We start from the raw sequence: 22,491 nt of genomic DNA, 5'->3' as shown, positions 1-22,491 counted from the left end.
CTAGGCTTTTTTCTTTCCAGCCTTCTTTGCGGCTTTCGCCAATGCCTCAGCCTCTTTACGAGCCTGAGCAATTCGCTTTAGCAGCACTTCAGCAGGTTCGTCGTCATCATTTTGCGGGACAAGTTCACCACGGAAGGCTTTGGCTAAAATGCTTTGAGTCAGGCTATCTACCCTCGCCTGCGCTTTTTTCACTTGTGCTTCGATGGTGTCAGCGAATGCGAAATATTGGTCGACTAAGCGGACAATCTCTTTTTGTTCATCCATTGAAGGCAGTACAAACTCCAAAGCCGCTAATTCTTTCGAGTTAATATTATTAACTCCACTTGTTGAACGTGCGCCTAGTTCAACAACATCCCTAACAACCCTAGAGCTCAACACGTTTAGTAGGAAACTAGGTAAGATTAGCTCTCTATCACATCTAATTCGAATCAAGTAACCCGCATATAGAAAACCTTCGTACTGAGGCTCAACTATTGCTGGTTTAGCTACTAGGTCCAAACTACCGTTAGAACGAATCACCAAGATATCCCCTGACTGAAGCGTTAATTTATCAAGTTCTTTCTCAGTAAAGTCTGCCGATTTTAAATCTGATATATCTAGCCTTCTGTCACCTATATTAGGAATACGAATTACAGGAGTACTTCCTCCCTTATAATCACACTTTTTGGAAGTGCCATATCTAATGTCTTCTGATATATCCCCTACTTTTACGATCCTCGATTCATTGACAGGTATCAACTTCCCTGAAACTGCGGAAGCGAGTACCGATTGGCGGAAGCGTTTTAGCAAATCAGGAATACCATCTAAACGGGCTTTGATGGTGTCAACCTGTGCCAATACTTCATCGAGTTTTTCAACGATGCGTTTTTGTTCGGGTAGTGGGGGAAGTGGTACTGTTAGATCTTCTACATCTCCTTTTCTAATGGAGGGAACAGCAGATGATCTTGAAAAAGATGACAGATCAACCGTTTTAAGTAAGTAATACAAATACTTACCTTTAGTAAGCTTATCAGGAATAACGCCCATAACATTATTGTCAGCTAATCCAGCTCTAGATAAAAATCCTCTACGATTAAGCTTTAACGCTTCTCCGATTTTTGCAAAAAGCGTACTACCTTCAGGATATATTTTACCTTTCATTGCTAATCTAGTTGATTCATCAATATAGTTAGATGAAGAGTTTAAGGATGACTCACCACTTTGAACAGACCTAGAAATATCCCCAACTTTGTATACTGGCAAATGATCAGTTTCCATACCTTGAAATTTCTTAGGAAAACCTACGCCACTTTCAACTTTAGCTACTTCTGAAACTCTGGCGTCTATCCACCCTTTCGGCAACTCACTCATTACTCAGCCTCCGGCTTTTCAGATAAGCCAAACGCTTCTTCCAGTAGTTGCTTCTGTGCTTGCGCTTCATCATTTGCGCCTAAAGCCTGCATCAACTGGTAAATTTCAGACATTGCTTCAGTCAGTTCTGCCATTGCTTCGCCTGCCAGTACTTCTGGTTCTGGTAAGTTTTCAGCACTGGTTGCTTCTAAATCTTTTAGCCATGAGATATCTAAACTGTCGCCTTTCTGGTCACGAATGTATTCTCGGCTGAATTTACGCCAGCGAGCGCTATCTACCTTGTGCGCTTTCTCGCTCAAACTTTCTGCTGTTTCACCTTCAGCAAAAATATTGCCTAGCGTTTCGTATATGCCTTCTTCACGAGGTGACTGACCGTTTTTATCTGCGCCGTAGGCCGCAATAAAGGCATCAAAGTGCTTTTCTGTCAGTGGGCGACGCTTACCAAAAGTATTCATATTGGTTCGCATATCGAATACCCAGGTTTCTTTGGTACAGCCTTTATCCTGATGTTTGTTCTCAGGCGTGCCTTTTTGGAAGAACAGCACATTGGTTTTCACCCCTTGGGCGTAGAAAATACCCGTAGGCAAACGCAAAATGGTGTGCAGGTTACATTTATCCATTAGGTCACGGCGGATCTCCGTACCTTTACCACCTTCAAATAACACGTTATCTGGAATCACCACAGCCGCACGACCACCTGGTTCTAATGCATCATAGATGTGCTGCATAAAACAGAGCTGTTTGTTACCTGTTGGGTGGACAAAGGTGCGGGTAATATTAGTACTTGCCGCACTACCAAATGGCGGATTGGTTAAAATCACATTGGCTTTTGGCAGACTTTCACCAGCGCTACCTAATGTGTTTCCAAGACGAATGGCACCTTCGTTTACGTCACCTTCAATATCGTGCAACAAGCAGTTCATCAGTGCTAAACGGCGCGTTTCAGGTACAAGTTCTAAACCGACAAAAGCTTTGGTCATTTGGAACTGCTGATCGTCGTCATCCAAATCTTCTAAATCGTTTGTTTGAGCTTTTATGTATTTATCTGCTTCGATCAAGAAACCAGCCGTGCCTGCTGCTGGGTCCTGAATAATTTCGCGCGGCTGTGGCTGCATTACTTTCACTATGGTGTTAATCAGTGCACGAGGCGTGAAGTATTGACCTGCGCCTGATTTGGTTTCATTCGCGTTTTTTTGCAGCAAGCCTTCATACATATCACCGAAATCGTCACGGCTTTTACCTTGACTGCCATCGAACCACTCAAGGTTATCCATATTGTCAACCAACTCAGTTAACTGCGCTGGCTGAGTAATGGTGGTGTTTACGTTCTGGAAAATGGCTCGCACAATGGCATGGTCGTCAGCACCCAGCTGAACCAACATATTGCGGTAAAACTGATGCTGTTCCTGACCAATTTTCGATTTTAGATTTGCCCAACGATAGCCTTCTGGTAACAGGTCACCCTCTTGCTCTGTCTCTTCACACATTTTCAAAAACAGTAATGAAGCTAATTCATTAACGTAGTTTTGGTAAGAAACGCCGCCGTCACGCAGGTTGTCACACAGTTTCCAGAGTTTGGCTACTAAATCGTTGTTATTCATATTGGTTCTCTAATGCTCACGCTGCTCATTGTTAGCTAAGTGAGTCTAACTAGTTCTGTTTACCTTCTCTCTCGATAGAAAGAGAAGGCATTAATAAATTCATTGCGGGTGATTGTACTTAGCTAGGCGGGCTCATCCCACATAAATTGATTAAATTGAGAGAGAATGGTGTCTAATTCATCATTAAACACATTCATCAGCTTGCGTTTGCCACCTTTACGCTTGTAGTTACCGGTTTTGAAGGTGTCTTCATCCAGTACTACTTTGTCTTTGATCGACGCGGATAAACGTTCCAGCCAATTAAGCTGTTCTTCATTCCACTCATTGGCGGCTTTAATTTTGTTTAGGGCTAAGTCGACACGTTCATCAAACGGCAATAATGCATCACCAATCGAAGCTCGACGAATATGACCAATCAATTTAGCGGCAATATCCTGATTTTTAGCCACCTTCCATGCACTGCGTAAACTCGCATCATTGAAGTTTTGGCTATCAAACCACTCTTGTAATTCAATCAATCCTTTACGGGTTAAATCACGAGGACGATTAACAATAATGTCTAATGCTTCTTGCTGGTTAGTTGACACTTCCACTAATTGGTCAAATGCTTCAAGGAAATCTTCCGCTTTATCAAACTCTCCCCAACGCTGAGAAACTTCCGTCACTTCGTCAGGTAAATCAGTAAAGATAGGCATCTCACGCAGCGCATTAATCTCGTTCTTCAGATTATCCAAACGACTGACCAGATTTGTCATTTTGTTAAACACTTCGGCAGACCATTGTGGTCCTTTCTGCTTCAGTGTTTTTGCAAAACTGGCGAAATCACACCCAGCCGCATCACCACACAATTCATCAAGACGCTTAATTTGACCATCAACCTGTTTAGATTTATTACGGTTAAACTGAGCGTGGCTGATAATGCGCTGCAATTTAGCGACCAGTTGTTCGTGGCTATGTTCAGCAAAGCTACGCCCGTCAGCCTCTATCACTTTATAGGTTTTCGAGTCGGTAATTTCATTAACCAAGGTTTGCAGTTCTACTTGCGGGCGAACCACCACCGGGCGCATGGTATCGACGCTTTGCAGAGTCGAATACAAATCTACCGTATCAAAAATACGGAATGAGCTCTTACCGACTTCAGGGCATAAGCGGGTAGCGCGCCCTTTCATCTGCTCATACAAAATACGGCTGCGTACTTTGCGCATAAAGACCAGGTTACAAATGCTTGGAATATCAATACCCGTGGTGAGCAAATCAACCGTCACCACAATGTTTGGTAAACGTTCCTTATTGAAACGGGTGATCATGGATTGCACTTTGGTGGAATCTTTATCGGAATCACCGGTGATTTTAATAATCGCGTCGTGTTCTAACTGAGGATATTTAGTTTTAAATGCCGTACGAAGCTCTTCTACTACGGTATCGGCATGAGTGTTGTTCACACAGAAGACCAATGTTTTTTGCGGGCTTGTCGTATCGATGTGTTTAACCAGTTCCTCACAAATCACTTTGTTAAAGTTCGATGCGATTAAGTTGCGGTTAAAATCTGCGACTTCAAAACCTTGTTCATCTTCCATCGTATCGTCAATCAGTTCTCCCTGATTAGACAGACGCTGAACCTCTGAGCCTTGAGAAAGATAAACGCCCTCTTCACTCAACTTAGTGATAATTCTGATCGGCGGCTCTTGGTCACATAAGAAACCGTCAATAACCGCTTTACGGTAGCTATAACGATAGACAGGCTGTTTCTTTTCACCGCCAAAAATATCGACGGTATGTAATGCTGGTGTTGCCGTTAGTGCCACTTTTACTGCATCGAAATGATCGATAATTCTGCGGTATGAAGAGATGAAATCTAACTGATTACGGAACTTCTCTTCCCCTTCAGTCTGCTCTCTATCCAGTATATAGCCACGGTGCGCTTCATCAACAATGATGCAATCGTAACGCCCAACAGGCATCACTTCGTCGCTTTGCAAGGTACGCTTCACTAACGACTGCACAGTCGCGACGTGAATCTTAGTGCTGTCTTCTGGGAAACGATCGGTTAACCCTTTAATGTTAAAGATGGCATTAAAGGTATCGCCTTTAATATTGGTATCTTCAAACGAACCAAGCGCCTGATAGCCCAGAGATGTTCTATCAACCAAAAATAAGACACGGTTAAAACGCTGTGACTGAATTAAGCGGTACATTAAAGCAATAGCGGTACGGGTTTTACCTGTGCCTGTCGCCATTGCCAATAGAATATCTTGCTGACCAGAAACAATCGCGCTTTCTACCGCTTGAACCGCTTCTTCCTGATAGTAACGCAAACCAAGATCACTCATATCAGCGTTATCTTTGAACCAGCGATTTTGCAGTTGAGTGTCGTTTTCTAACTTAGATAACAGTTCTTCAGGGCGATGCCATTCAGGCAGAGCCTGAGACATATTGGTGGCATGACGAACATCGCGATACCAGATACCACTTTTGGTTTTTACGGCTGCGCGATAATCACGCCCGTTCGCCGAGAAACAGAAAGGGATTTTAAAACGTTCACTACCATGTGAATCAGCCCATGTTGGCAGATAAAGAGGTAACGCTTCAGCCACTTGGGCTAATGAGTCATCATCGTTTGCTGCATTTTCTAATTCGTGACGAAGAAAATTAAAATCGAAATATTTGCTATATCGGTAGGCTTCGGTCAGCTTTCCTGCCACATCTTTATTGGCTTTTTTCGCTTCAACGACACCAACAGGCTTTAAACCCGCAAATAGCACGTAATCCGCAAAGCCCATTTTGCCGGTTTCATCTTTGCCGGTTGGCCATTCAGCAATAGCGATATTACGTCCTTTCTCAGGACGAGTACCGTTAGAAAAATTCAGTAACTTTGTATCCGCATCCCAGCCTGCTTTTCGTAACTGGGTATCAATTAGATAACGAGTTTCTGCTTCTGAAAGGTCTAGACTACGAGATGCGGCCTGATTAGTGATTTGTTGTTTATAAGCTTTACGCTCTGCTTCTGTTTTCTTGGAAAGCTCTTGATCTTTTTCTGCTAACTTAGCTTCCAATGCAGCAATACGAGCTTGTGTTTGTTCTTCAGTCTCTTCTTGTTTACTTTCAAGAACAGAAATATAACCACTTAAAGCCGTCAATTTAGATTGTTGAGCCTCTAACTCAGCTTTAGTCTGTGTTTCAGATTGACGTGCTAATGCGAGCTCTTGCTTCAATGTTAAAACTTCTAGCTCGTAATTTTCATGATTTTCGGAAGTCGGTAAAACAAATTGAGGTACGGGGAAATCAAAGTTTTTAGAGACAAGTCGGTAGTACCAAACAGCAAGCCTGAATGACAACCGCAGGCACATTTCAGCGTCTTGCAAGTCATCATGGTATTCATGAACTGCCTGATTACCGATCTTTCTTAGCTTATGAAAAACACCAAGAATTGAATCATCAACGAAATGGATTTTTCCCAGTTCCCTTAACAAATCATTCTGATTTTCAGGGATTTCAATATCCAGTAGCTTGGCGAGATGCTTCGCTGTCGCCTCGCCAAAGATTCTTAGCTTTACCAGAGTAGTATTCGGGTCGTCTGGATAATTTTTTTCAGCTGCACGAGCAATGGCAAACAGAAAGTCATTTACGCCCTTGAGAAATTCGAAGTTTGATTTTTGCATAGTTCTAACCAACAGATATTTATTCTCGCTCGCCTTTGACTATCTACTGGCCAGCGTTTGCTTCGAAAGTGCCAACCTAAACGAGCATTTTCCTCATCATACTATAAAAAACCTTTATAAAATGACGAGTTAGGCAGATATGAACATATTCTCATTGGTTTTTTTATAACTTAGAAACAAACCAACAATGTCTTCCTCCGAATTCTACACAAGCTTAATTAAATGGTTCGAAAACATAGTTCAATAGATTATCGAGTTCATCGTTGGTTTGAACCTTTAACCTAATTGCGATGTCACCTCTCGACAACCCTGGGCTAGCATAGGTATTGCTGTGTCTACCTTTATCTTCCGGGTAGATTGCTTTCTCCATCTTTAATTGTTCTAAGGCATCGGAGTTATAAGGCAGCCAAACCAGTGCATATTCGCTAGAATTTGGTTGATCAATCTGAACAACAATCCCATAGCCAGATGTAACGTTCCACGCGAGCGCTTTTTTAGTCTCGCGTACCGGTGATCCTAGTTTTTCGTTAAGAGCTTTGATGGTTTTATTTTTCATTAAGTAACCTTTCAGTGGTTGAGTGAGTTCACAGCCTAACCTGAATCAAAAACCAGTGGTGTTAGTAAGCTTATGAAAGTTTCAGATTACATGGTTGTAGTCATCATCAGATAATGTCGTCCGTTCGCCCATTGTGATTCAATTAGTCATCACTTAAACAAACGATTCGAAGATTTCATCTAGCCGGTCAGTCACAGTGGCCTTAAACTGTGTGACTTCTTTACCGCTGCGGGACTCTAGCTCTTTCAACATTACGATTAAGTCACCAACATTATGCTCTATAAAGCGAAACTTACGCTCTAAGTCAAAGACACTAAGGTTACGCAAGGCAGCAATCTTTAAAGTTGCGTCCAACTTGTAATGTCCTTTCGTTATGTCGTCGCGGTGCGCCTTTAATCGCTGTTGATAATAATCCGCATCATGTTCAACTTTGATATTGAATTTTTTCACCAATGTCCGAGCATTAACATGCCCTTGAACGGCTGCTTTTGCTAACCAACGTTCCCCGTGGCGACGTAATCCTACGTCACTGTTTTTAAGCAATATTTGACCTAGTTGATTCATGGCTTCAGGGTTGCCTTGATTTGCAGACTTCTTAATATAAAGCTCATGCTGCTCATTATTGCCCAATTGTTTCGCAATGTGTGCCTTCGACAAATACACATTGCTCTTTTGGTCTAAACCTGACTGTTCACCATATTTAGAGGTGCTAAATTCCGTATTCCAAAATCGCTCTAACCACAACTCAAGTTTTCTCGCCCTTTCATCTAAATAACTTTGCTCTGGCCTAGGCAAACCGCGAATCTGGTTATAACTATTCACCGCCGGTGGTAGCCCTTTAAAGAATGGAATATCGTCATTCGGTAACAACTTGAACTTAGTTCGCAAAAGTTTTTCACAGAAGTACTGCCAGGAAGTCAGATGGTCATGAACGTCTAGTTGCGTCATCTCCCTAATTGCCTGAATGGTTAGGTCTGCAGACTCAAACAACCTCTTTGCATGCCATTCCGTATTTTTGAAGAAGCGAGTTTCACTAAGATCTCCTCTCAAAAACTCAACGGCAATAATTTTGTCTAACTCAAAAATCAGGACTTCACATTGATAAACCGACTCCTTCGACAGCCTCTCAACTTGATCAGAAGGCTCGTATCCTTGATTAACAAGGTAATCAAATGTTAGTTCAGGAAGTAATGCTCTTATCCGATTAAATCGGGAGCTATAGTTTGACCAAAACATCGTTCGACTATGGATTTGTCTCACTTCATGGTCTTCAAAGGAGCAGCTTTCTTTCGCCTGCTCGGATGTAAGCAGCTTAGATATACTCCGCAACTCGTAATAACTGGATATATTGAACTTCTTTTTTAGAATACTTTTACTTTGTTCAGATAATGAGTACCAATAAGTGTCATCTCCTGTCGGTAAACATTTTTCTTCTAAGATCTGCTCAACATGATCACCATAGTCAAAATATTCAAAGTGACTAATTGCGGTATTGCAGAAAGCCAATTTATCCTTGTTGGTTTTTAGATTAGTGAAGCAGCGATGTAACCATCGGTCTGTATCATAGGTAAGCTGTTGAGGTACAACCTTGATAAGTTGTACTGGTAACTGACGCTCATACGAGTTGGCTTTAGGCAGACGCAGGTACTTTACGTACTCCTTGGGAGTTCTCTTCCTTTCAAAACAGTACTGCACCATAGATTGATAGCTTTTGCTTCTTATCGCTTGCAACCAATCAATTTTTTCTCTCTCTAATTCAGCCAGCTCAGAAACACCTCGTACAATGTCCATGCTTTCAATTAGATCAGGAATTATAGATGTCGGTTTCCCGTCTAACGCTAACGCCACTTTGAAAAATGCAATATCACCCAATGTAGCGTTGGTGCACATCGCATACCAAATTGCTCTACATGCATTATTAACTTCTCCCGCATCTAGCTCATCCCATTGCTTATGATTATCAATAGTATCGAGCCATTCCAAAATTGAAATTTGATCACTCTTGCCCTGATCAACAAGCTGGATAATTTGTTTGATCGTCTTCGGAGGGAAACTAGGTAAACTTCCGTCAAGTTCGCCCATATCAAAGAAATCATCAAACGACATTCTATCTAGGCTATTAGCTCCTAGAACTACAGGCTGATTAAAAGTAAACCCTTTGCTACTCAACGGACTTTACCTCAGAAAAATAGCCCAAGAATTGGTCATCTTTAAACTGGAATCTGAACTTTACTTTACGGTCTGACGGATCTGTGTGCTCTTGGTTTGCTTCGATAGGACCTCGACCCGAAATGACAGCTTTTTCAAAGAATGGACGCTTATGCTCAAAAGTCATGTCATTAATATATTCTGCAACGCTATTCGCCCTTAATACACTCAGCTCCATATTTCGATTAAAGGCACCTTCGGAGCTTGAGTGGCCTTCAATTACAATACGGCTAACTTCATCCGCCGTTCGATCTGACTGAAAGATCACGTTTGAGTAAATCGGCACAAACTGATCAAGAAACTCCTTACCCGATGTCTTTAATCGATATTCGTTTCGGTCAAACAGGATGGAATCGAGGATAGATATATCACCCGTTTCTGGGTTTGCCTGCACTTCTATTCCTGCACTTTCTAGCGCATCGTTAATGCCCTTAATGATGACAATACGCGTGTTCTGGCTGTTTTCATGGACTTCAGAGATCTGAACCAGTGCACTAATCAAAAGCAAGGCAAATATCATCAACAGAACAGACATTAGGTCACCTACCGATAACCAAACTCCGGACTCTTCTGCATCAGCTGTTTGTATTGCCGTTCGTAAATTACGCATTAAGCTTCAGCTCCTGATGCAGCTCTTTCGTCAGCTTCAAATTCTCTGCGCTGAACTTGAGAGTTGATTAAGTAGCCAGCGGCCTGCGATAACTTATTGTGGATAGAGCTAGCTGCCGCATCAAAGTCATTAAAGAAGGTCTCAAAACTTTGATTCGCCCGTGTGAAGTAATCATCCATAGCCTTAGGTAGGTTCTCAGTTACATCATTGAACGCTGCAGAAGCTTTCGAGTATTCCAACTTAAGTTGCCCAATCTCACGACCCATCGTCTGTGCTGCGTCTTGCAACTCGGCCATTCTTGCAGAATCACTTAACCCTACTGCTTTCACTACTTGTTCAATTGTCTTTGCAGACTTCTGTAAGTTCTCATGTTGCAGCGTTAGTTCTTTAAGAAGGTTATGACGGGTTTGATACTCACTCTCAAACACTTCACGGAAGTTATTAACAACACCATTCAAACCATCTCGCTGTTTACCTAGGCTGTCTTCTAAAAGGTTATTCTGTTGCGTAAAGTAATCCGACAAATTTTCTTGGTATTGCTTTCTAAACGCTTCTAGCTCAGTTTGAACCGTGTTCGACATGTTGAGCACTTTAGTATCAATGTCACCAAGGCCAGAAATAAGCTCAGTTTTTGCGTTCAACATCAAGTCACTTGCGTCTGAACCGACTTTCTCAAGAACATTTGTCTGCTTGTCAAAGACGGTTTGTGACTCAACTAAAAGTGTTGTAATACGTTGCTCTACATTCTCAAATAGAGCTTTCTCCGCATTTTGACGTTCCGTCAATGCATTATCCATATTGTCCTTGATACCTTCGAACGCAGATGCCGCTCTTTGCGCACTATGCTCGAACGCAGAGCGTTGCTTCTCCATCCCGTCCGTTGCACTATCAAGCATTGTTTGAACTTCTTGAGCAATCGATGTCATTGCTCCTTGAGTATCGTCTTTGAAGCTACTCAGAATTTCTTTTAGTGATTCCGCGAAACTTTGTAGCTTAACCATGGTTTCTTGTTGGAACTTATCAATCGTTTCAACAGCTTCAGCAGTGCGTGTTATTACTTTCTCAACATTGCTGTTTAGCTGTTCGGATACTTCGTTATTTTTCGCTACGGCGTCTGCTGTTTTCTCAAGTTCAATTACGACTGGCTGGACTAGATCTTTTTTCATTTGATCGACCAACAGTTCAACTAATTCTTTCTGACTTTGTTTTTTTATGTCTTTCAGTGATGCGAGCTCACTCTTGATACCTTCAATGGTTGGAACTAGCTGCTGTTCTATCGAGCTAGTCACAGCTGTTGAGACTGTTTGTCCGATCAATTCACCATTCAACGTTTGCCCAAGTTCTGAAAGCTCACCGACAACTGCACGCATGCTGCTGGCAAGCTCTTCCATTCCTTGCGCGGATTTCAACTGAGCTTGTAGGGCTTCTTGCTGATTCTCATTCGAAATATTTTTTAGATACATAACAGCACTCGCTTCCATGTAGTGCTGGGAAATGGTGCTTGTGAAAGCTCGCTGTGCTTTTGCAATTTTGCTTGATGATACCTTCATCACAGCCATAAAAATTGCCGATAGAGATAGACCTGCCAAAGATGTATAAAAAGCGGTTTTCATCCCTTCGAGTAACTGGGCGGCGGACGCGAGAAGCGCTTTTGATTCACCAGCCATTGTAAATTCGCTTAGGCCTAAAGTAATACCTAAGAAGGTTCCTGTAATACCAATACTTGTCAGCAATGCCGGAACTAACTTATACCTGTTGGTATCATAATGTGGCAGCATTTGAGAGACGGGAGATTTAGAAAGCCATTTGCCATTCTTTTGCTCAATCAAATACCCATCATTTTCGACTTCGTATACTAAGTGATCAGTGACCCAAACAAGTTCTTCTGACGTCAGTGCATCCGCTTTTAGTGTTGCACTTGAGTTTCTATTTGAGATGCTAGAAATCAGCTCTAAACGGCGTATCTCTTTGTTTGTTGTCATCCATTCCCTAACAAAAAAGAATAGGAAACACCCGATAGTTGCGGCAATGATTATCGTCGTCACTGGGTCACTGAATAAGTTTGTGAGTAATTGAGGCATTTTTTAGTCTACTGTCTAATTAGTTGGGATAGTTCGTTTGGTGTAAAGAGCTCTTCGGCTAGTCTTTGCGGTAAGTGCTCAGCATCATGCCTAAGAACACCATTTAAAGGTATTGGAGATGTTAATCTGACGCTAAATATTGGCTCGCCATGTTCTTCAGAATCAGTGGCGACAACTAAGAAAACGTCTTCAGGAAATTCTCTCAGAAGAGTGGCTTGCAAAGATGATTTAGTAGCACGAAAAGACTTTGTGGCGCTAAAGTCTGTACCGAATTCATCTCGAGCTAGTTTCCAAGCATGGTTAATACAGATGATACGTTCAAGTAACTCGTCAATACGTAGTTTCATTATCTATCCCGCTTTATTACCAACGTAAGTTATGTGCTTGAGTTCGATAGTCAGCCAAAAACTCACTAATCGTTAGAACGTGCCAGCCTTCTTGGATCGCGTCATCAATATCATTTTGTGAGATAGCAATACCAAACTTATGAGCAGGCCAAGCCAATTCAATTTTTGCAACAATGTCGCCAAAGCCATCGCCCACGTAGTAACCAACTTCTGGTAACTTTGTTCCAAAGTCTTTACAAGCGTGAAGTACACCATGAACCCCAGGGTCAGCATATTCAAATAATCTTTTCCAACTACCTATATCCTCAAGCAAGCCCTGTTCATTTCTGAGCTTATTAATGAGCTGCCTTTCCGAATGGCTTACCGCCATACGAGAGTGCATAGGCTGTTTACTATGGCAATCGATACATAAAGCTTTGAGGTTTTTAGGCCGATTATCAGATTTTACCCCACTGATATGATGAACATGTAGAAGGTGTCGATGTGCTCTAAGCTTCACGTTGCATTGCTCACAAGTAAAATCCTTTTCGACACGATAGTGAGAAGATACCTTCGTCCAATCTTCGCTATAACCTGTTTCTGCGGTCTCAGCTTGACGTGAGGGCATATGTGGGAAAAACGAACTATATGTAGAGAAGAACTCCCCCATATCAAAGGTTCTCACGATTGAACTGATATCTGTAGTGGTGTTGCAACCTTTATAGTTGAGCTTACGTAAACAGTTCTGACAGACCTTCAATCTGGCTTTAGTTTCCCCATGGCCTGAGTCAACAATAAATTCACCGGAAGTATTGTTAGTGACAACATAACGCTCAAAACGGCCGCTAGCTCTCATTGACTGGAGCGTTTTACAGTCTGAGACGTGGAAGCGAGCACTTGAACCGTTCGCTTTGATATAAAGGGTTACGTGACGCCCTTTATAACTTAGAAGGCCAGATTCAAGCTCAACATCCTTAAGCTCAACGTCCTTACCCTGTTCTAACTCAGCAGAAATCTTATCGATATGACTTTCTTGAAGATCCAAGGTGAACGTACCTTTTTTTTCTGGCTCCATCACTTCTATCGCGTGCATTAAAGAGCTAAGGTTAAGCGTTAACTTCATCCCTCCCCCAAGATCTTTAAGATCTGCTCTTCTGCATTAGTAATTATGCGGAAAGAAACCCGACGGGATCGCTTCTCATCTTCAACACCATCATGCACAACTGCTTTAGAGGATGAGTAACCTACCGCTGCTACGTTGTTTTTTACCCACCCGTAATGTTCGCGGCTTACTTCTTCGAGATTCATTATGTAACCAAGAACGGCACGAGTTCTCGATTGTGATAATCGCATGTTATTGAAATAAGCCTCGTAGTCACTTGAATCATGATTCCAACGACTCGAAGTATGACCTTCAATTTTTATTTCTTGGATAATTGGCTTGTACTGCTCAAGAACTTTAAGGTAACGAGGGAAAAAATCGTCCAAGATAACCTGAAACTGCTCAGTTAAATTTGCTTCACCATTCGCAAATAGTACTTCCGGTGCAGTAAAGTTAACGCTCAGCGTATCTCTGTCGATTTCAGCCCCCCACTTATCTAGGTCTTTAGCGAACTCTTCCAATAATGAAATATAAATAGCTTGCTGTGTTTTTTGATAGGTTTCAGCTACTTCTTTTATTTTGTCGCGTTCTAACATTGCATCACGCATTAGAGCAACCGATATAAACAAAAACACCATCATCAAACCAGCCATGAGGTCTGAGACTGACATCCAGTGTTCACCACTGTCACCCGTTGTTTTAGCTTTTCCGAATAACTTTTCCATGACTAGACTGCAATTTTACTATTAACAACATTAGACATTTCACGCGTTAGCTTTTGATAATCACGAGTAAACTGTTGCGTGATCGTCGCAAGTGCTTCGCCCATTTCATTCATTGTTCGGTTAATTTCCTGCTGCATTTGCAAGTCTAGGACTTCCACTTGTTTTTCAACTGCGCTGCCAGTCTTTCCTACAGACTGCGTTACTTGATCTTCCAAACTATCAAATGTTCTTCGTATAGCTTGCGCCTGCACTTGGAATATATCTTCTAATGTGGTTTCCAAGCGGTCATGAAGTTTGGTAATTGCTGACGTTGTTTCTGTCTGAATTTCTTTCGTGCTACTTAGCAGCTCTTGATTTGCTTCTTTCAGCACATTGCCCGTTTCACGCGCATCATCCTTAATGTCAGCAACAAGCACACGTAGCTGGCTGTTAAGCTCTGTAATTGAATCTTCTAGGTGCTGTCTAATTTGCTCTGTTGTATCGGTTAGGTGATTGGTAACATTACTCAATCCACCAGTTGCTGTGCCAACTTGCTCTTGAATATCCGAAGAAGCTTCAGCTAATTTTCCACTTAACGTTTGAGACGTTTCGATCAATTGACCTGATACTTTTTCAGCGCCGCTCTCTAGATTGGTACGCATATTCTCCACACTTTGAGTAGCTGTGGAACTAAAGTTATCAATGATATTTTGTGACTCTTGCAACATAGCTTCATAGTGAGTTGATGCTGCTTTAACTGATTCTCCAATAACAGACATAGTCGTATCCATCTGCTCTTTTATTTGAGGCATTGCTTCTACTGCTTTGTCCCTCAAATCTTTAAATGCCTCGAGTCTATGTTCAAGTTCAGTGACTTGCCCATGACCTAACTCCATTACCTGGTGAAGTTTTTCCATAGTTGCGGGAATGGATTCAGCACGTTCATTTATACTCGCCACAGATTTTTCCGTCGAAGAAATTGCATCAACTCCTAGCTGGTATTTGTTTGCCATATCTTCTAATTGATTTTTGTAATTTTCTTGCCAATCAACCAGTTTTTTAACCGATTCGTCTAAACGCTTAAAGTTTTCACCGAACTGTTCAGTTAGCTTGTCATTGAATTCAACAATTACTTCTTTAAGCGCATTAATAACTTGCTCTGTCGCTGATTTCGATAGTAGCTCACCAAACTCATCCATCTTTTGCCACAATTTAAGTTGAAACTGTTCGCTGTTCTCTGCGGCTCTTTCCAGATGTCTACCTAAAGACTTTTGCCCATCATTGATGTCTGTGCGAAGGTTCTTAATCTGAGAGGTCAACGATGAATCTTCATCACCTTTGATTGCTGATAACAGCTCGTTAGATGCATTTAGCTGAGCAGACATAACAGAATAGATTTCTTCTGGCCCAACACTCTTGACAGCGGATTCCTCTTTTCGCGGAATTGCACCAAGAATCGCTTTGTAAACTATGGAGGCAGCCATACCGACCAAACTGGTCAAAAAGGCAGTCTTTAACCCCGCAAGTAATAACTCAATGCTTCCATCAATATCCGACGGATTGAACTCCATCAAACCAACGACAATGCCCGCGAAAGTACCAAGGATGCCGAGAGAGGTAAGAATGTTAGTGGTACTTGCAGTGAACCTGGGGGCCTTGCCTAGAAATGCAAGAACACTCGACAATGCTAGAAGCAGTAAGATCACGTATATGAAGGCATCTGAAATAGAACCAGCCGTATAGGACGCTATGAACGTTGCAAATAATTCTGTCATCTTTTAGTAAATTTGTTGTATATAAATTTACAATACTAGGACAAAAGCATGACACAATCTATGGCTTTCATAGAATATGAGCATATGAATTTGATACAGTAGTGAGAAACCATTGAAGCATCATTTAGTTAGACATAATTTCGCAAGCCAATCCCTCTTAAACTCAACAACATGAATATCATTATAAGTTGCAACACAACTAATCACTTCTGCATCTCGGATGTTCAAATTTATTCGTGTCTTAAAGCCAGAACTATTAACCACGTGACATAAAACTGTTAACTACCGAACAAAAATCACATCGGATTCATAGGGTAATTTCTTAATAGTTAGCGGTATCTGCTAATCTTTTTAAGCAACTATCTTCTTATGTTTACTTACATTAGTGGTGTACTTTTCATGTCGAGAAAGTTCATAAGTCTTCAGATCGATGCCCTTGAAGCTCTTGTTGAGCAGCATAAGGGCGACCGAGTCACGCTAAAGCAGATAGATACAGACGTATAAGAAAGCGCAATACGGCTCTCAGAAATCATATAACGTTACTTTTGAAAGAAATTGCAGATCATAAAAGAACAAAAAGTAAGTCGACCTCAAGCAAGTCGACAAATAAAAGTGCGATTAACAATAACACCTCTCCCACCAAACATTGGGAAGCGCCAATAGAGAATCAAGACAAGCCTTTAGTTTCGATTTTTGAACGGATTCGCAAAAAACTGTTAGATATACGTCGAGCATGAATATCTTAGTTGAATGATGGAACAAGGCGATTGAAGGTACCGGTTATCTTCTAGATAACGTACACGTAAAATATACCTTATAGAGCATTAACAAATACTGTGAACGAAAATTGAACACCAGATACTATTCCGTATCTTTGCACAGCTTTCATTTTCTCTTACTTCATATCTAAATACATTTGGCAAATAAAATTTCTGGTTCACTGTATTCTAGTCTTTTCCATGTCGCCCCCAAATTAATTGTTATACTTTCACCAAAACAAGAGCTAAGTCACTATTAAATTTCTTATTTATCATGCTAGCTTAGGAAAATGAACTCTCAATGGAAAGAGGTACGATCTAATGGAAGAACGTGAAATTTTTATCAACATAGATAGTAACACTTTAGTCGAGATGATTAGCGTTGCCGAGGAAAGCATTATTCTAGCAAGTCCAGGAATTCAAACTAACGTAGCTAAAGCACTTGCAAACTCCGCAAGAACTATAAAGCCCGAAATGATTACTGTATGTTTAGATGTAAATGAAGCGGTATTTCGTATGGGGTACGGTGACATCAGATCAATCGACATACTACGTGATAATAATATTTTGGTGCATCATGTGAGTCAACTTCGATTCGCTCTAATTATAATAGATGGCTGTGGTTATAGTTTCACACCAACAGCACTATTACTCGAAAGTGGAGTGCCATCATCAGATGGCTTCAATGCGTTACGATTAAGTAAAGAACAATCTGCAGCTGCGGCTTCAAAGTTATCTCCAGCAGCAAAAGCAATTGCGTTAATGAAAGCAAGTAGCGATGCGGAAAGAGATAAAATTAAAAATACTCCCACTGTTGTTCAAGATAATCCTACTCAGGATTCACAAGTTAATTATATTAAAGATAAGCTGGAAAAGGCTCCACCAATTCCATTCGATACATCTAGGCAGGTAAGAGTCTATAGCTCATATCTACAATACGTTGATATAAGTATGACTGGCGCTTCTATACAAAGAAAAAAAATATCCATTCCAAAATCGTTATTAGGTAATAGCAAATCAAATGACACCATTAAGGATAGAATCAAGACTACATTCAATTTACTTCCAGAAGGCGATGAAATTTCATCTAAAAATCTAGATGAAAAGTTAAAAGAAATCCGTGATAATTTCACAAGAACTCTCGGAAAAAAAGAAGGCCGAGTTATACTTAAGCAAAGTAAGCCCCTCTTTGAGAAAAAAATTGAATTACTAAAACAGGATATTGAATATTACTGTCAAAGGATACAAGAAAAACTTGAGGCTAGAATTTCCGCATCGCTTAAGGATGTCATAGAGTATTATCTACCAATTGTTCGTGAAAACATACCAGACAAAATTCTTGGTTCTATTCCCACTGAAAAAATTAACGATGAAAAGTTGAGAGTATGGATTGCGCAAGAACTGCAAAGGTGTACTCCTAGTGTAGAGTCACTTCTCAAAGAAATAGAGCTAGATATAACATATAAAGACGTGACCTATGAAACTCTAAAAGACGATGATTTCATTGGGAAAATTAAAAGGGAATTTCCGCTAATAGACTGGGACGAAGCACACGAAGAATACATAGCAGCCAAGGGGTCAGAAGATAATATATTCGAATCTAACATGTTCTGATTTACGCCGAGAGCTGTATTGTACACTTCGCTGAAAACCAAGATAGAACTAATCAGTGCTTCTATACTAAGGACTCAGGCACTTCTGCTCAAAATGAGGCTGAAAACTGTCAAGGATACTGGGGGCAGTCCAAGTCGCTTAATGAAGTGTCCAGTCTGGCTGGAGCAGATCAGTGCTTTTAGCGCCTTTCTTTTGTTCATCCGTCAGGTAGAGGAAGATTTGTTCACGAGGCAAATCGCTAGATAGTGGCTTGCGACCACGAGGTTTAGGTGCTAAATCGTTGCTTTTGCTCTGGTCTTAGTTGTCTTTTTCATGTTGCTCAAGCTTTGGGTCAGCACAGAGCTCTGCCTCATCGAACAACAGGAAATGGTCAGCATTGGTTTTCTCACTGCTCGGCATGAAGCGTTTAATTTTAAGGTGACGCACCACCTCTTCTAACACATCAATACAAGCAGATTGGCTTTGGAGCTGTGCTTCTTTCTCGGCTAACTGAGCTCGAAGTCGCTCGATTTCAGCTAAATGGCCAGTGGAAGAAGTCACAGTAAAATCGCCTTGAATGCCTTATGGGAACAGGGATTATTGTACCAAAAACAGACGATTAAGTCGCTAAAACAATGACTCGTATTCCAACTTTTTATGCCCTTGCATCAAGGAGATATCGTAGCCATCAAGCAGCAAATTTATCTGTTGACCTGTGAGGGTAACTAACTCATCGGTACGCTTTAGCCATTTGAACTTCTCTTCAGCAAGTGACTTGTAATAAAGCACGAAGCCGTTGTCCTCCCAGAACAGGCACTTAATTTTGTTGCGCTGTTTATTGGTGAAGACATACAGCTCTCCGCTAAAGGGATTATGGCCTAGCTTTAGCTCAACGAGTGCACTCAAGCCTCGATGTGACTTGCGAAAATCGATCGGGTCACGGTAGAGATAGACTTTCGGTAGTGTCAACGCGGGTCTTAACGTGGGCTGACGCATTAGCTCATGTACTCGATGAGTTTGGCGGCGACGTGAGCATTGTGTTCATCTATGCCCTCAAGTTGAGCACCACTTGGGAGTGTCACCGTCAGCGATGAACTGAGCTGTTCGGTAACCGTTTCAACCTGTGCGAGGGCGAACTTAGAGGTAACGGATTTAGTCACGGAGTTCACGCGGTTGAATTTACGTTTCCAGTAGCTGAATTGAGATTGGTCTAGACTGTGGGTTCGGCAGTATTGTGCTTGAGATAGTTTGGTGGTTTGCCAAGTTTCGACATGATGCTTCCAAGTTTGCTGTAGAGATGACATAAAAGCGTCCATAGGTAATTACTGCAGTCATTATCGGGGCTTGGGTTTAAATGGGAATGGTGTCGAGAATTAAGCGCTTACCATTCAAGTTGTAGAAAGATGTTTATTCGTTATTCAAAGTAATGCTAGTTTCTTACGAAGAAGAATCTACACCACATGGACCAATTGAGTTTTCAATGCCAACAAACATGCAAGATTCTGGAATGTCTTCTTCTACAAGCACTCTTCGAACTTGACCAAGCTGTCTTTTGCAAAGGTATACAATCATGCTTTTTGGTTGGTTGAATCGTCAACTCTCAATATTCTTCCAAGGATTCGTCTAAAGTAACGTTCTGTTTTGATTGAGCTAATATGACAACAAGCCTGCAGCCGAGGGATATCCACGCCTTCACTCATCATCCCAACGCTTACTTTCCATTGAACATTCGAGTGACGAAAAGAGGAATGCGTAACGCAACCAACTCTGTAGTGATGTGATGGACGCCTCAGCACTCAAGTTTCGCGGTATCTGCCAAACTTGATGCTGATAGTAAACCTAAAGGGCTGCCATTATGGATATAAAAGTTGTTGGAATTGATTTAGCCAAAAATGTATTTCAGGTCTGTGTTTGTCTTGTAGATCATTCAATTAAGAGTAATCAAAAAGTTAGACGCAATAAGCTACTCGATAAAGTAAGGCAATTTCCTCAAGGAACTTTAATTGCAATGGAAGCATGTGGGACCTCTCACTATTGGGGGAGGAAGTTCAAAGAGTTAGGCTTCGATGTTCAGCTAATTCCAGCCCAACATGTTAAGCCATTTGTCTCAAGCCAAAAGAACGATGCGAATGATGCTCTTGCTATATGTGAAGCAGCTTTTCGACCTAATATCCATAAAGTGCCTATAAAAACGGTAGATCAACAAGATATTAAATCATTACGCTGTGTTCGGGCCCGCTTAGTCCAGAACAGAACGGCGACAGTAAACCAAATTCGCAGTTTAGCAGGTGAATCTGGCGTTATTTTTAGTGTCGGAAGAATAAAACTGCAAGCGTCCCTGATAGAGGCTTTAGAAGATGGAAGCAACGATCTTTCGTATACTCTCCGTAGCCTTCTTAAGTCCCTATATGATGATTTATGCGCTTTAAATTATCGAATAGAGCAAATCGAGCGTGATATTAAAGCTCTTTGTCAAAATCAACCTCGCTACGAAGCACTGCTTTCAATTCCTGGATTTGGGCCATTAGTAACAGCGAGTTTTATTAGTGAGATAGGTTCAGGTCTACAATTCAAAAATGGCAGGCAGTTATCTGCATGGTGCGGATTGGTACCAACTCAATCAAGTTCTGGTAGTAAAATCAGCTTAGGGAGCATCACAAAAAATGGCAGCGCCGATCTGCGTGTGTTACTTATTCATGGCGCGAGGGCTGTAGGGCGTTTTGCCAGCAAACGGCAAGATAAACTTGGGCAATGGTTCAACGCTTTAGCTGTCAGACAAGGTAAACATAAAGCTGTGGTAGCACTTGCGAATAAACTAGCTCGTATAGCATGGAAAATATTAACAGGAAGCCATGACTTTGACGTAAACAAAGCCTTTGCATAATAACCTCAAGAAAGTTTACATACACTGATGAATAAACGGTTAACCGTGCCTATTGTAACCTGAGTTGACCAAGGCATTAAATGCCGATGTAGTGATTAGGCAATAGGTTTCGGATTTACATCAAGGCGCAGGCGAAATAGCCTGTAACGACGCCGAATATATGGTAGTGAACCAATCATTCAAAAGTGTTGTAAAAGCTGAGGCGTCCATATATGGTCAACTAAGTGAGATTCTAGCGATTGAAAGAATGTCATCGCGATATGCTTTGTGTTCGAAGTTATCTATTCTATGAATCACAGTCGTTAGGACAACTACAGAATTCTTCTAAACTTAGCTCTGCATCAGATAAGTGGTCTGCATCAGTATCTCCTGTCGAATCTAATAAAATACCTCTGCAACCGAACTGGCGTCTGATTATTTGGCGAAAACACTCATCTTGCTCATTGCTTATCATTATTTCGGCAACATCCTTGAACGTGGCATTTGATTCGGGAGCTTTGATGATGGCATCGACCAGTCTATGTAATACCAGCTCTCCAACTCTGTTGAGAGTAGCTGCAAAATTGCAGTAAGGGTCTGATATGTGGAGTTCAAAAACGTCGACAAATATGTCGTAAATTGCACCAGTCAGAACTTTCGAAAGTTCATATCGTCTACTTCTATCCACATCTCCCAGGCGTAAGTCGTTATCGGCATTTCTCATGTATCCTTGCAGGGGTCGCTTTGTTGCGCCATATTGCTCCGCGAACAAGGAGAGAAATGTTTTGGCATGCAGGTCTCCCCGACAAGAGGCAATAATATCGGTGCATACTGTCGGCTGATCTAAAAGTGCGAATACGGCTGCTAAATCAGCAAAAGACTCATGGATTGCCAGTGTTTGTTTCAGTGAGCTACTGCCTGGATACCAGCCTGGTTTCATTGCATCCAACACTGCATGAGCTGTTTCGTGAGCAACAATATCGTAGGAACGACAGGTATATATGACTTTCGCCTCATAACTGAAGTAGTTAAATTCAATGCGTTTTGACCGTCTACGATACCAAGCACCTGACCGTTGACTGAAGTGAGGGTGGACCTCTAAAGGCGAGTCTCCCCATTGCCAACCGGAAGGTACATTCTCGTCTGCTGCTCTGAATGCGCGCCGTAACATATTATCGACTCTCCAAACAGCTGCAAACGTATGCACGGCGTCGAATGCATCAATGTTTCCATGAACTTCAGGCACATAGTTACCAAACTGGTCTGGCTGTACGACTGGTAAACCTATAATTCGTATTAACTTGC

At 41.6% G+C, this 22,491-nt stretch carries 17 protein-coding genes and 1 pseudogene; 2 read left to right on the top strand and 16 right to left on the bottom strand.

What is annotated here, in order from left to right; genetic code table 11:
- From L3V31_RS14520 to L3V31_RS14470, 11 genes are all read right to left on the bottom strand, one after another.
- Positions 1-1,350: a restriction endonuclease subunit S gene (locus L3V31_RS14520; protein WP_237316824.1), complete on the bottom strand. Its 1,350-nt coding sequence runs from the start codon at positions 1,348-1,350 to the stop codon at positions 1-3.
- Positions 1,350-2,951 (bottom strand): N-6 DNA methylase, encoded by a 1,602-nt coding sequence (locus tag L3V31_RS14515; RefSeq protein ID WP_237316823.1) that lies wholly within the window; start codon positions 2,949-2,951, stop codon positions 1,350-1,352. Before L3V31_RS14515 ends, L3V31_RS14520 begins: the two co-directional genes overlap by 1 nt.
- A 122-nt stretch (positions 2,952-3,073) precedes the next feature.
- Positions 3,074-6,610 (bottom strand): type I restriction-modification system endonuclease, encoded by a 3,537-nt coding sequence (gene hsdR, locus L3V31_RS14510; protein ID WP_237316821.1) that lies wholly within the window; start codon positions 6,608-6,610, stop codon positions 3,074-3,076.
- A gap of 214 nt (positions 6,611-6,824) precedes the next feature.
- Complete coding sequence (locus L3V31_RS14505; RefSeq protein WP_237316819.1) at positions 6,825-7,166, bottom strand: hypothetical protein; 342 nt, start codon at positions 7,164-7,166, stop codon at positions 6,825-6,827.
- A 153-nt stretch (positions 7,167-7,319) separates the two neighbouring features.
- Positions 7,320-9,335, bottom strand: a complete 2,016-nt coding sequence (locus L3V31_RS14500) for an EH signature domain-containing protein (protein WP_237316817.1) — start codon at positions 9,333-9,335, stop codon at positions 7,320-7,322.
- On the bottom strand, positions 9,328-9,984 hold the full coding sequence (locus tag L3V31_RS14495; RefSeq protein ID WP_237316815.1) for an OmpA family protein: 657 nt from the start codon (positions 9,982-9,984) through the stop codon (positions 9,328-9,330). Before L3V31_RS14495 ends, L3V31_RS14500 begins: the two co-directional genes overlap by 8 nt.
- Positions 9,984-12,065, bottom strand: a complete 2,082-nt coding sequence (locus L3V31_RS14490) for a chemotaxis protein (RefSeq protein WP_237316813.1) — start codon at positions 12,063-12,065, stop codon at positions 9,984-9,986. Before L3V31_RS14490 ends, L3V31_RS14495 begins: the two co-directional genes overlap by 1 nt.
- Before the next feature lie 8 nt (positions 12,066-12,073).
- On the bottom strand, positions 12,074-12,412 hold the full coding sequence (locus L3V31_RS14485) for a hypothetical protein (protein WP_237316811.1): 339 nt from the start codon (positions 12,410-12,412) through the stop codon (positions 12,074-12,076).
- Between the two features lie 16 nt (positions 12,413-12,428).
- Positions 12,429-13,514, bottom strand: a complete 1,086-nt coding sequence (locus tag L3V31_RS14480; RefSeq protein WP_237316809.1) for an HNH endonuclease — start codon at positions 13,512-13,514, stop codon at positions 12,429-12,431.
- Positions 13,511-14,218 (bottom strand): OmpA family protein, encoded by a 708-nt coding sequence (locus L3V31_RS14475; RefSeq protein ID WP_237316807.1) that lies wholly within the window; start codon positions 14,216-14,218, stop codon positions 13,511-13,513. The genes L3V31_RS14480 and L3V31_RS14475 overlap by 4 nt, the downstream gene beginning before the upstream one ends.
- 2 nt (positions 14,219-14,220) lie before the next feature.
- Positions 14,221-15,972 (bottom strand): hypothetical protein, encoded by a 1,752-nt coding sequence (locus tag L3V31_RS14470; RefSeq protein ID WP_237316805.1) that lies wholly within the window; start codon positions 15,970-15,972, stop codon positions 14,221-14,223.
- Between the two features lie 1,079 nt (positions 15,973-17,051).
- On the opposite strand from L3V31_RS14470, the gene L3V31_RS14465 reads away from it, so the two are divergent.
- The gene (locus tag L3V31_RS14465; RefSeq protein ID WP_237316803.1) at positions 17,052-18,344 is read left to right on the top strand and encodes a hypothetical protein; all 1,293 of its coding nucleotides are present in this window, start codon (positions 17,052-17,054) and stop codon (positions 18,342-18,344) included.
- A gap of 297 nt (positions 18,345-18,641) precedes the next feature.
- Here the strand turns inward: L3V31_RS14465 and L3V31_RS14460 are convergent, their stop codons facing one another.
- The 4 genes and pseudogenes from L3V31_RS14460 to L3V31_RS14445 all read right to left on the bottom strand — a co-directional run.
- Positions 18,642-18,884: a hypothetical protein gene (locus L3V31_RS14460; RefSeq protein ID WP_237316801.1), complete on the bottom strand. Its 243-nt coding sequence runs from the start codon at positions 18,882-18,884 to the stop codon at positions 18,642-18,644.
- Between the two features lie 66 nt (positions 18,885-18,950).
- Entirely contained in the window at positions 18,951-19,319 is a 369-nt protein-coding gene (gene tnpB, locus L3V31_RS14455) for an IS66 family insertion sequence element accessory protein TnpB (RefSeq protein WP_237316799.1), read from the bottom strand.
- A complete protein-coding gene (locus tag L3V31_RS14450; RefSeq protein WP_237316797.1) occupies positions 19,319-19,627 on the bottom strand; it encodes an IS66 family insertion sequence element accessory protein TnpB in 309 nt (102 codons plus the stop codon). Before L3V31_RS14450 ends, tnpB begins: the two co-directional genes overlap by 1 nt.
- Positions 19,628-19,790: 163 nt before the next feature.
- A pseudogene (locus tag L3V31_RS14445) lies at positions 19,791-20,068 on the bottom strand (diguanylate cyclase); the annotation flags it as partial.
- 110 nt (positions 20,069-20,178) lie between these two features.
- On the opposite strand from L3V31_RS14445, the gene L3V31_RS14440 reads away from it, so the two are divergent.
- Entirely contained in the window at positions 20,179-21,207 is a 1,029-nt protein-coding gene (locus tag L3V31_RS14440) for an IS110 family transposase (RefSeq protein WP_237316795.1), read from the top strand.
- 286 nt (positions 21,208-21,493) lie between these two features.
- Here L3V31_RS14440 and L3V31_RS14435 read toward each other — a convergent pair whose 3' ends face one another.
- Complete coding sequence (locus L3V31_RS14435; protein ID WP_237316793.1) at positions 21,494-22,357, bottom strand: hypothetical protein; 864 nt, start codon at positions 22,355-22,357, stop codon at positions 21,494-21,496.
- Positions 22,358-22,491: the final 134 nt, after the last annotated feature.

Origin of the sequence: Vibrio sp. J1-1 (assembly GCF_021728395.1) — a bacterium.
Lineage (GTDB): Bacteria > Pseudomonadota > Gammaproteobacteria > Enterobacterales > Vibrionaceae > Vibrio.
Note: the sequence above shows the minus strand (reverse complement) of the source record. Positions and strands in the feature narration are given on the sequence as shown.

Coding starts and splice junctions, on each gene's coding strand:
- L3V31_RS14520 (WP_237316824.1), bottom strand. CDS start 1,350: ATGAGTGAGTTGCCGAAAGGGTGGATAGACGCCAGAGTTTCAGAAGTA.
- L3V31_RS14515 (WP_237316823.1), bottom strand. CDS start 2,951: ATGAATAACAACGATTTAGTAGCCAAACTCTGGAAACTGTGTGACAAC.
- hsdR (WP_237316821.1), bottom strand. CDS start 6,610: ATGCAAAAATCAAACTTCGAATTTCTCAAGGGCGTAAATGACTTTCTG.
- L3V31_RS14505 (WP_237316819.1), bottom strand. CDS start 7,166: ATGAAAAATAAAACCATCAAAGCTCTTAACGAAAAACTAGGATCACCG.
- L3V31_RS14495 (WP_237316815.1), bottom strand. CDS start 9,984: ATGCGTAATTTACGAACGGCAATACAAACAGCTGATGCAGAAGAGTCC.
- L3V31_RS14490 (WP_237316813.1), bottom strand. CDS start 12,065: ATGCCTCAATTACTCACAAACTTATTCAGTGACCCAGTGACGACGATA.
- L3V31_RS14485 (WP_237316811.1), bottom strand. CDS start 12,412: ATGAAACTACGTATTGACGAGTTACTTGAACGTATCATCTGTATTAAC.
- L3V31_RS14480 (WP_237316809.1), bottom strand. CDS start 13,514: ATGAAGTTAACGCTTAACCTTAGCTCTTTAATGCACGCGATAGAAGTG.
- L3V31_RS14475 (WP_237316807.1), bottom strand. CDS start 14,218: ATGGAAAAGTTATTCGGAAAAGCTAAAACAACGGGTGACAGTGGTGAA.
- L3V31_RS14470 (WP_237316805.1), bottom strand. CDS start 15,972: ATGACAGAATTATTTGCAACGTTCATAGCGTCCTATACGGCTGGTTCT.
- L3V31_RS14465 (WP_237316803.1), top strand. CDS start 17,052: ATGGAAGAACGTGAAATTTTTATCAACATAGATAGTAACACTTTAGTC.
- tnpB (WP_237316799.1), bottom strand. CDS start 19,319: ATGCGTCAGCCCACGTTAAGACCCGCGTTGACACTACCGAAAGTCTAT.
- L3V31_RS14450 (WP_237316797.1), bottom strand. CDS start 19,627: ATGTCATCTCTACAGCAAACTTGGAAGCATCATGTCGAAACTTGGCAA.
- L3V31_RS14440 (WP_237316795.1), top strand. CDS start 20,179: ATGGATATAAAAGTTGTTGGAATTGATTTAGCCAAAAATGTATTTCAG.
- L3V31_RS14435 (WP_237316793.1), bottom strand. CDS start 22,357: ATGTTACGGCGCGCATTCAGAGCAGCAGACGAGAATGTACCTTCCGGT.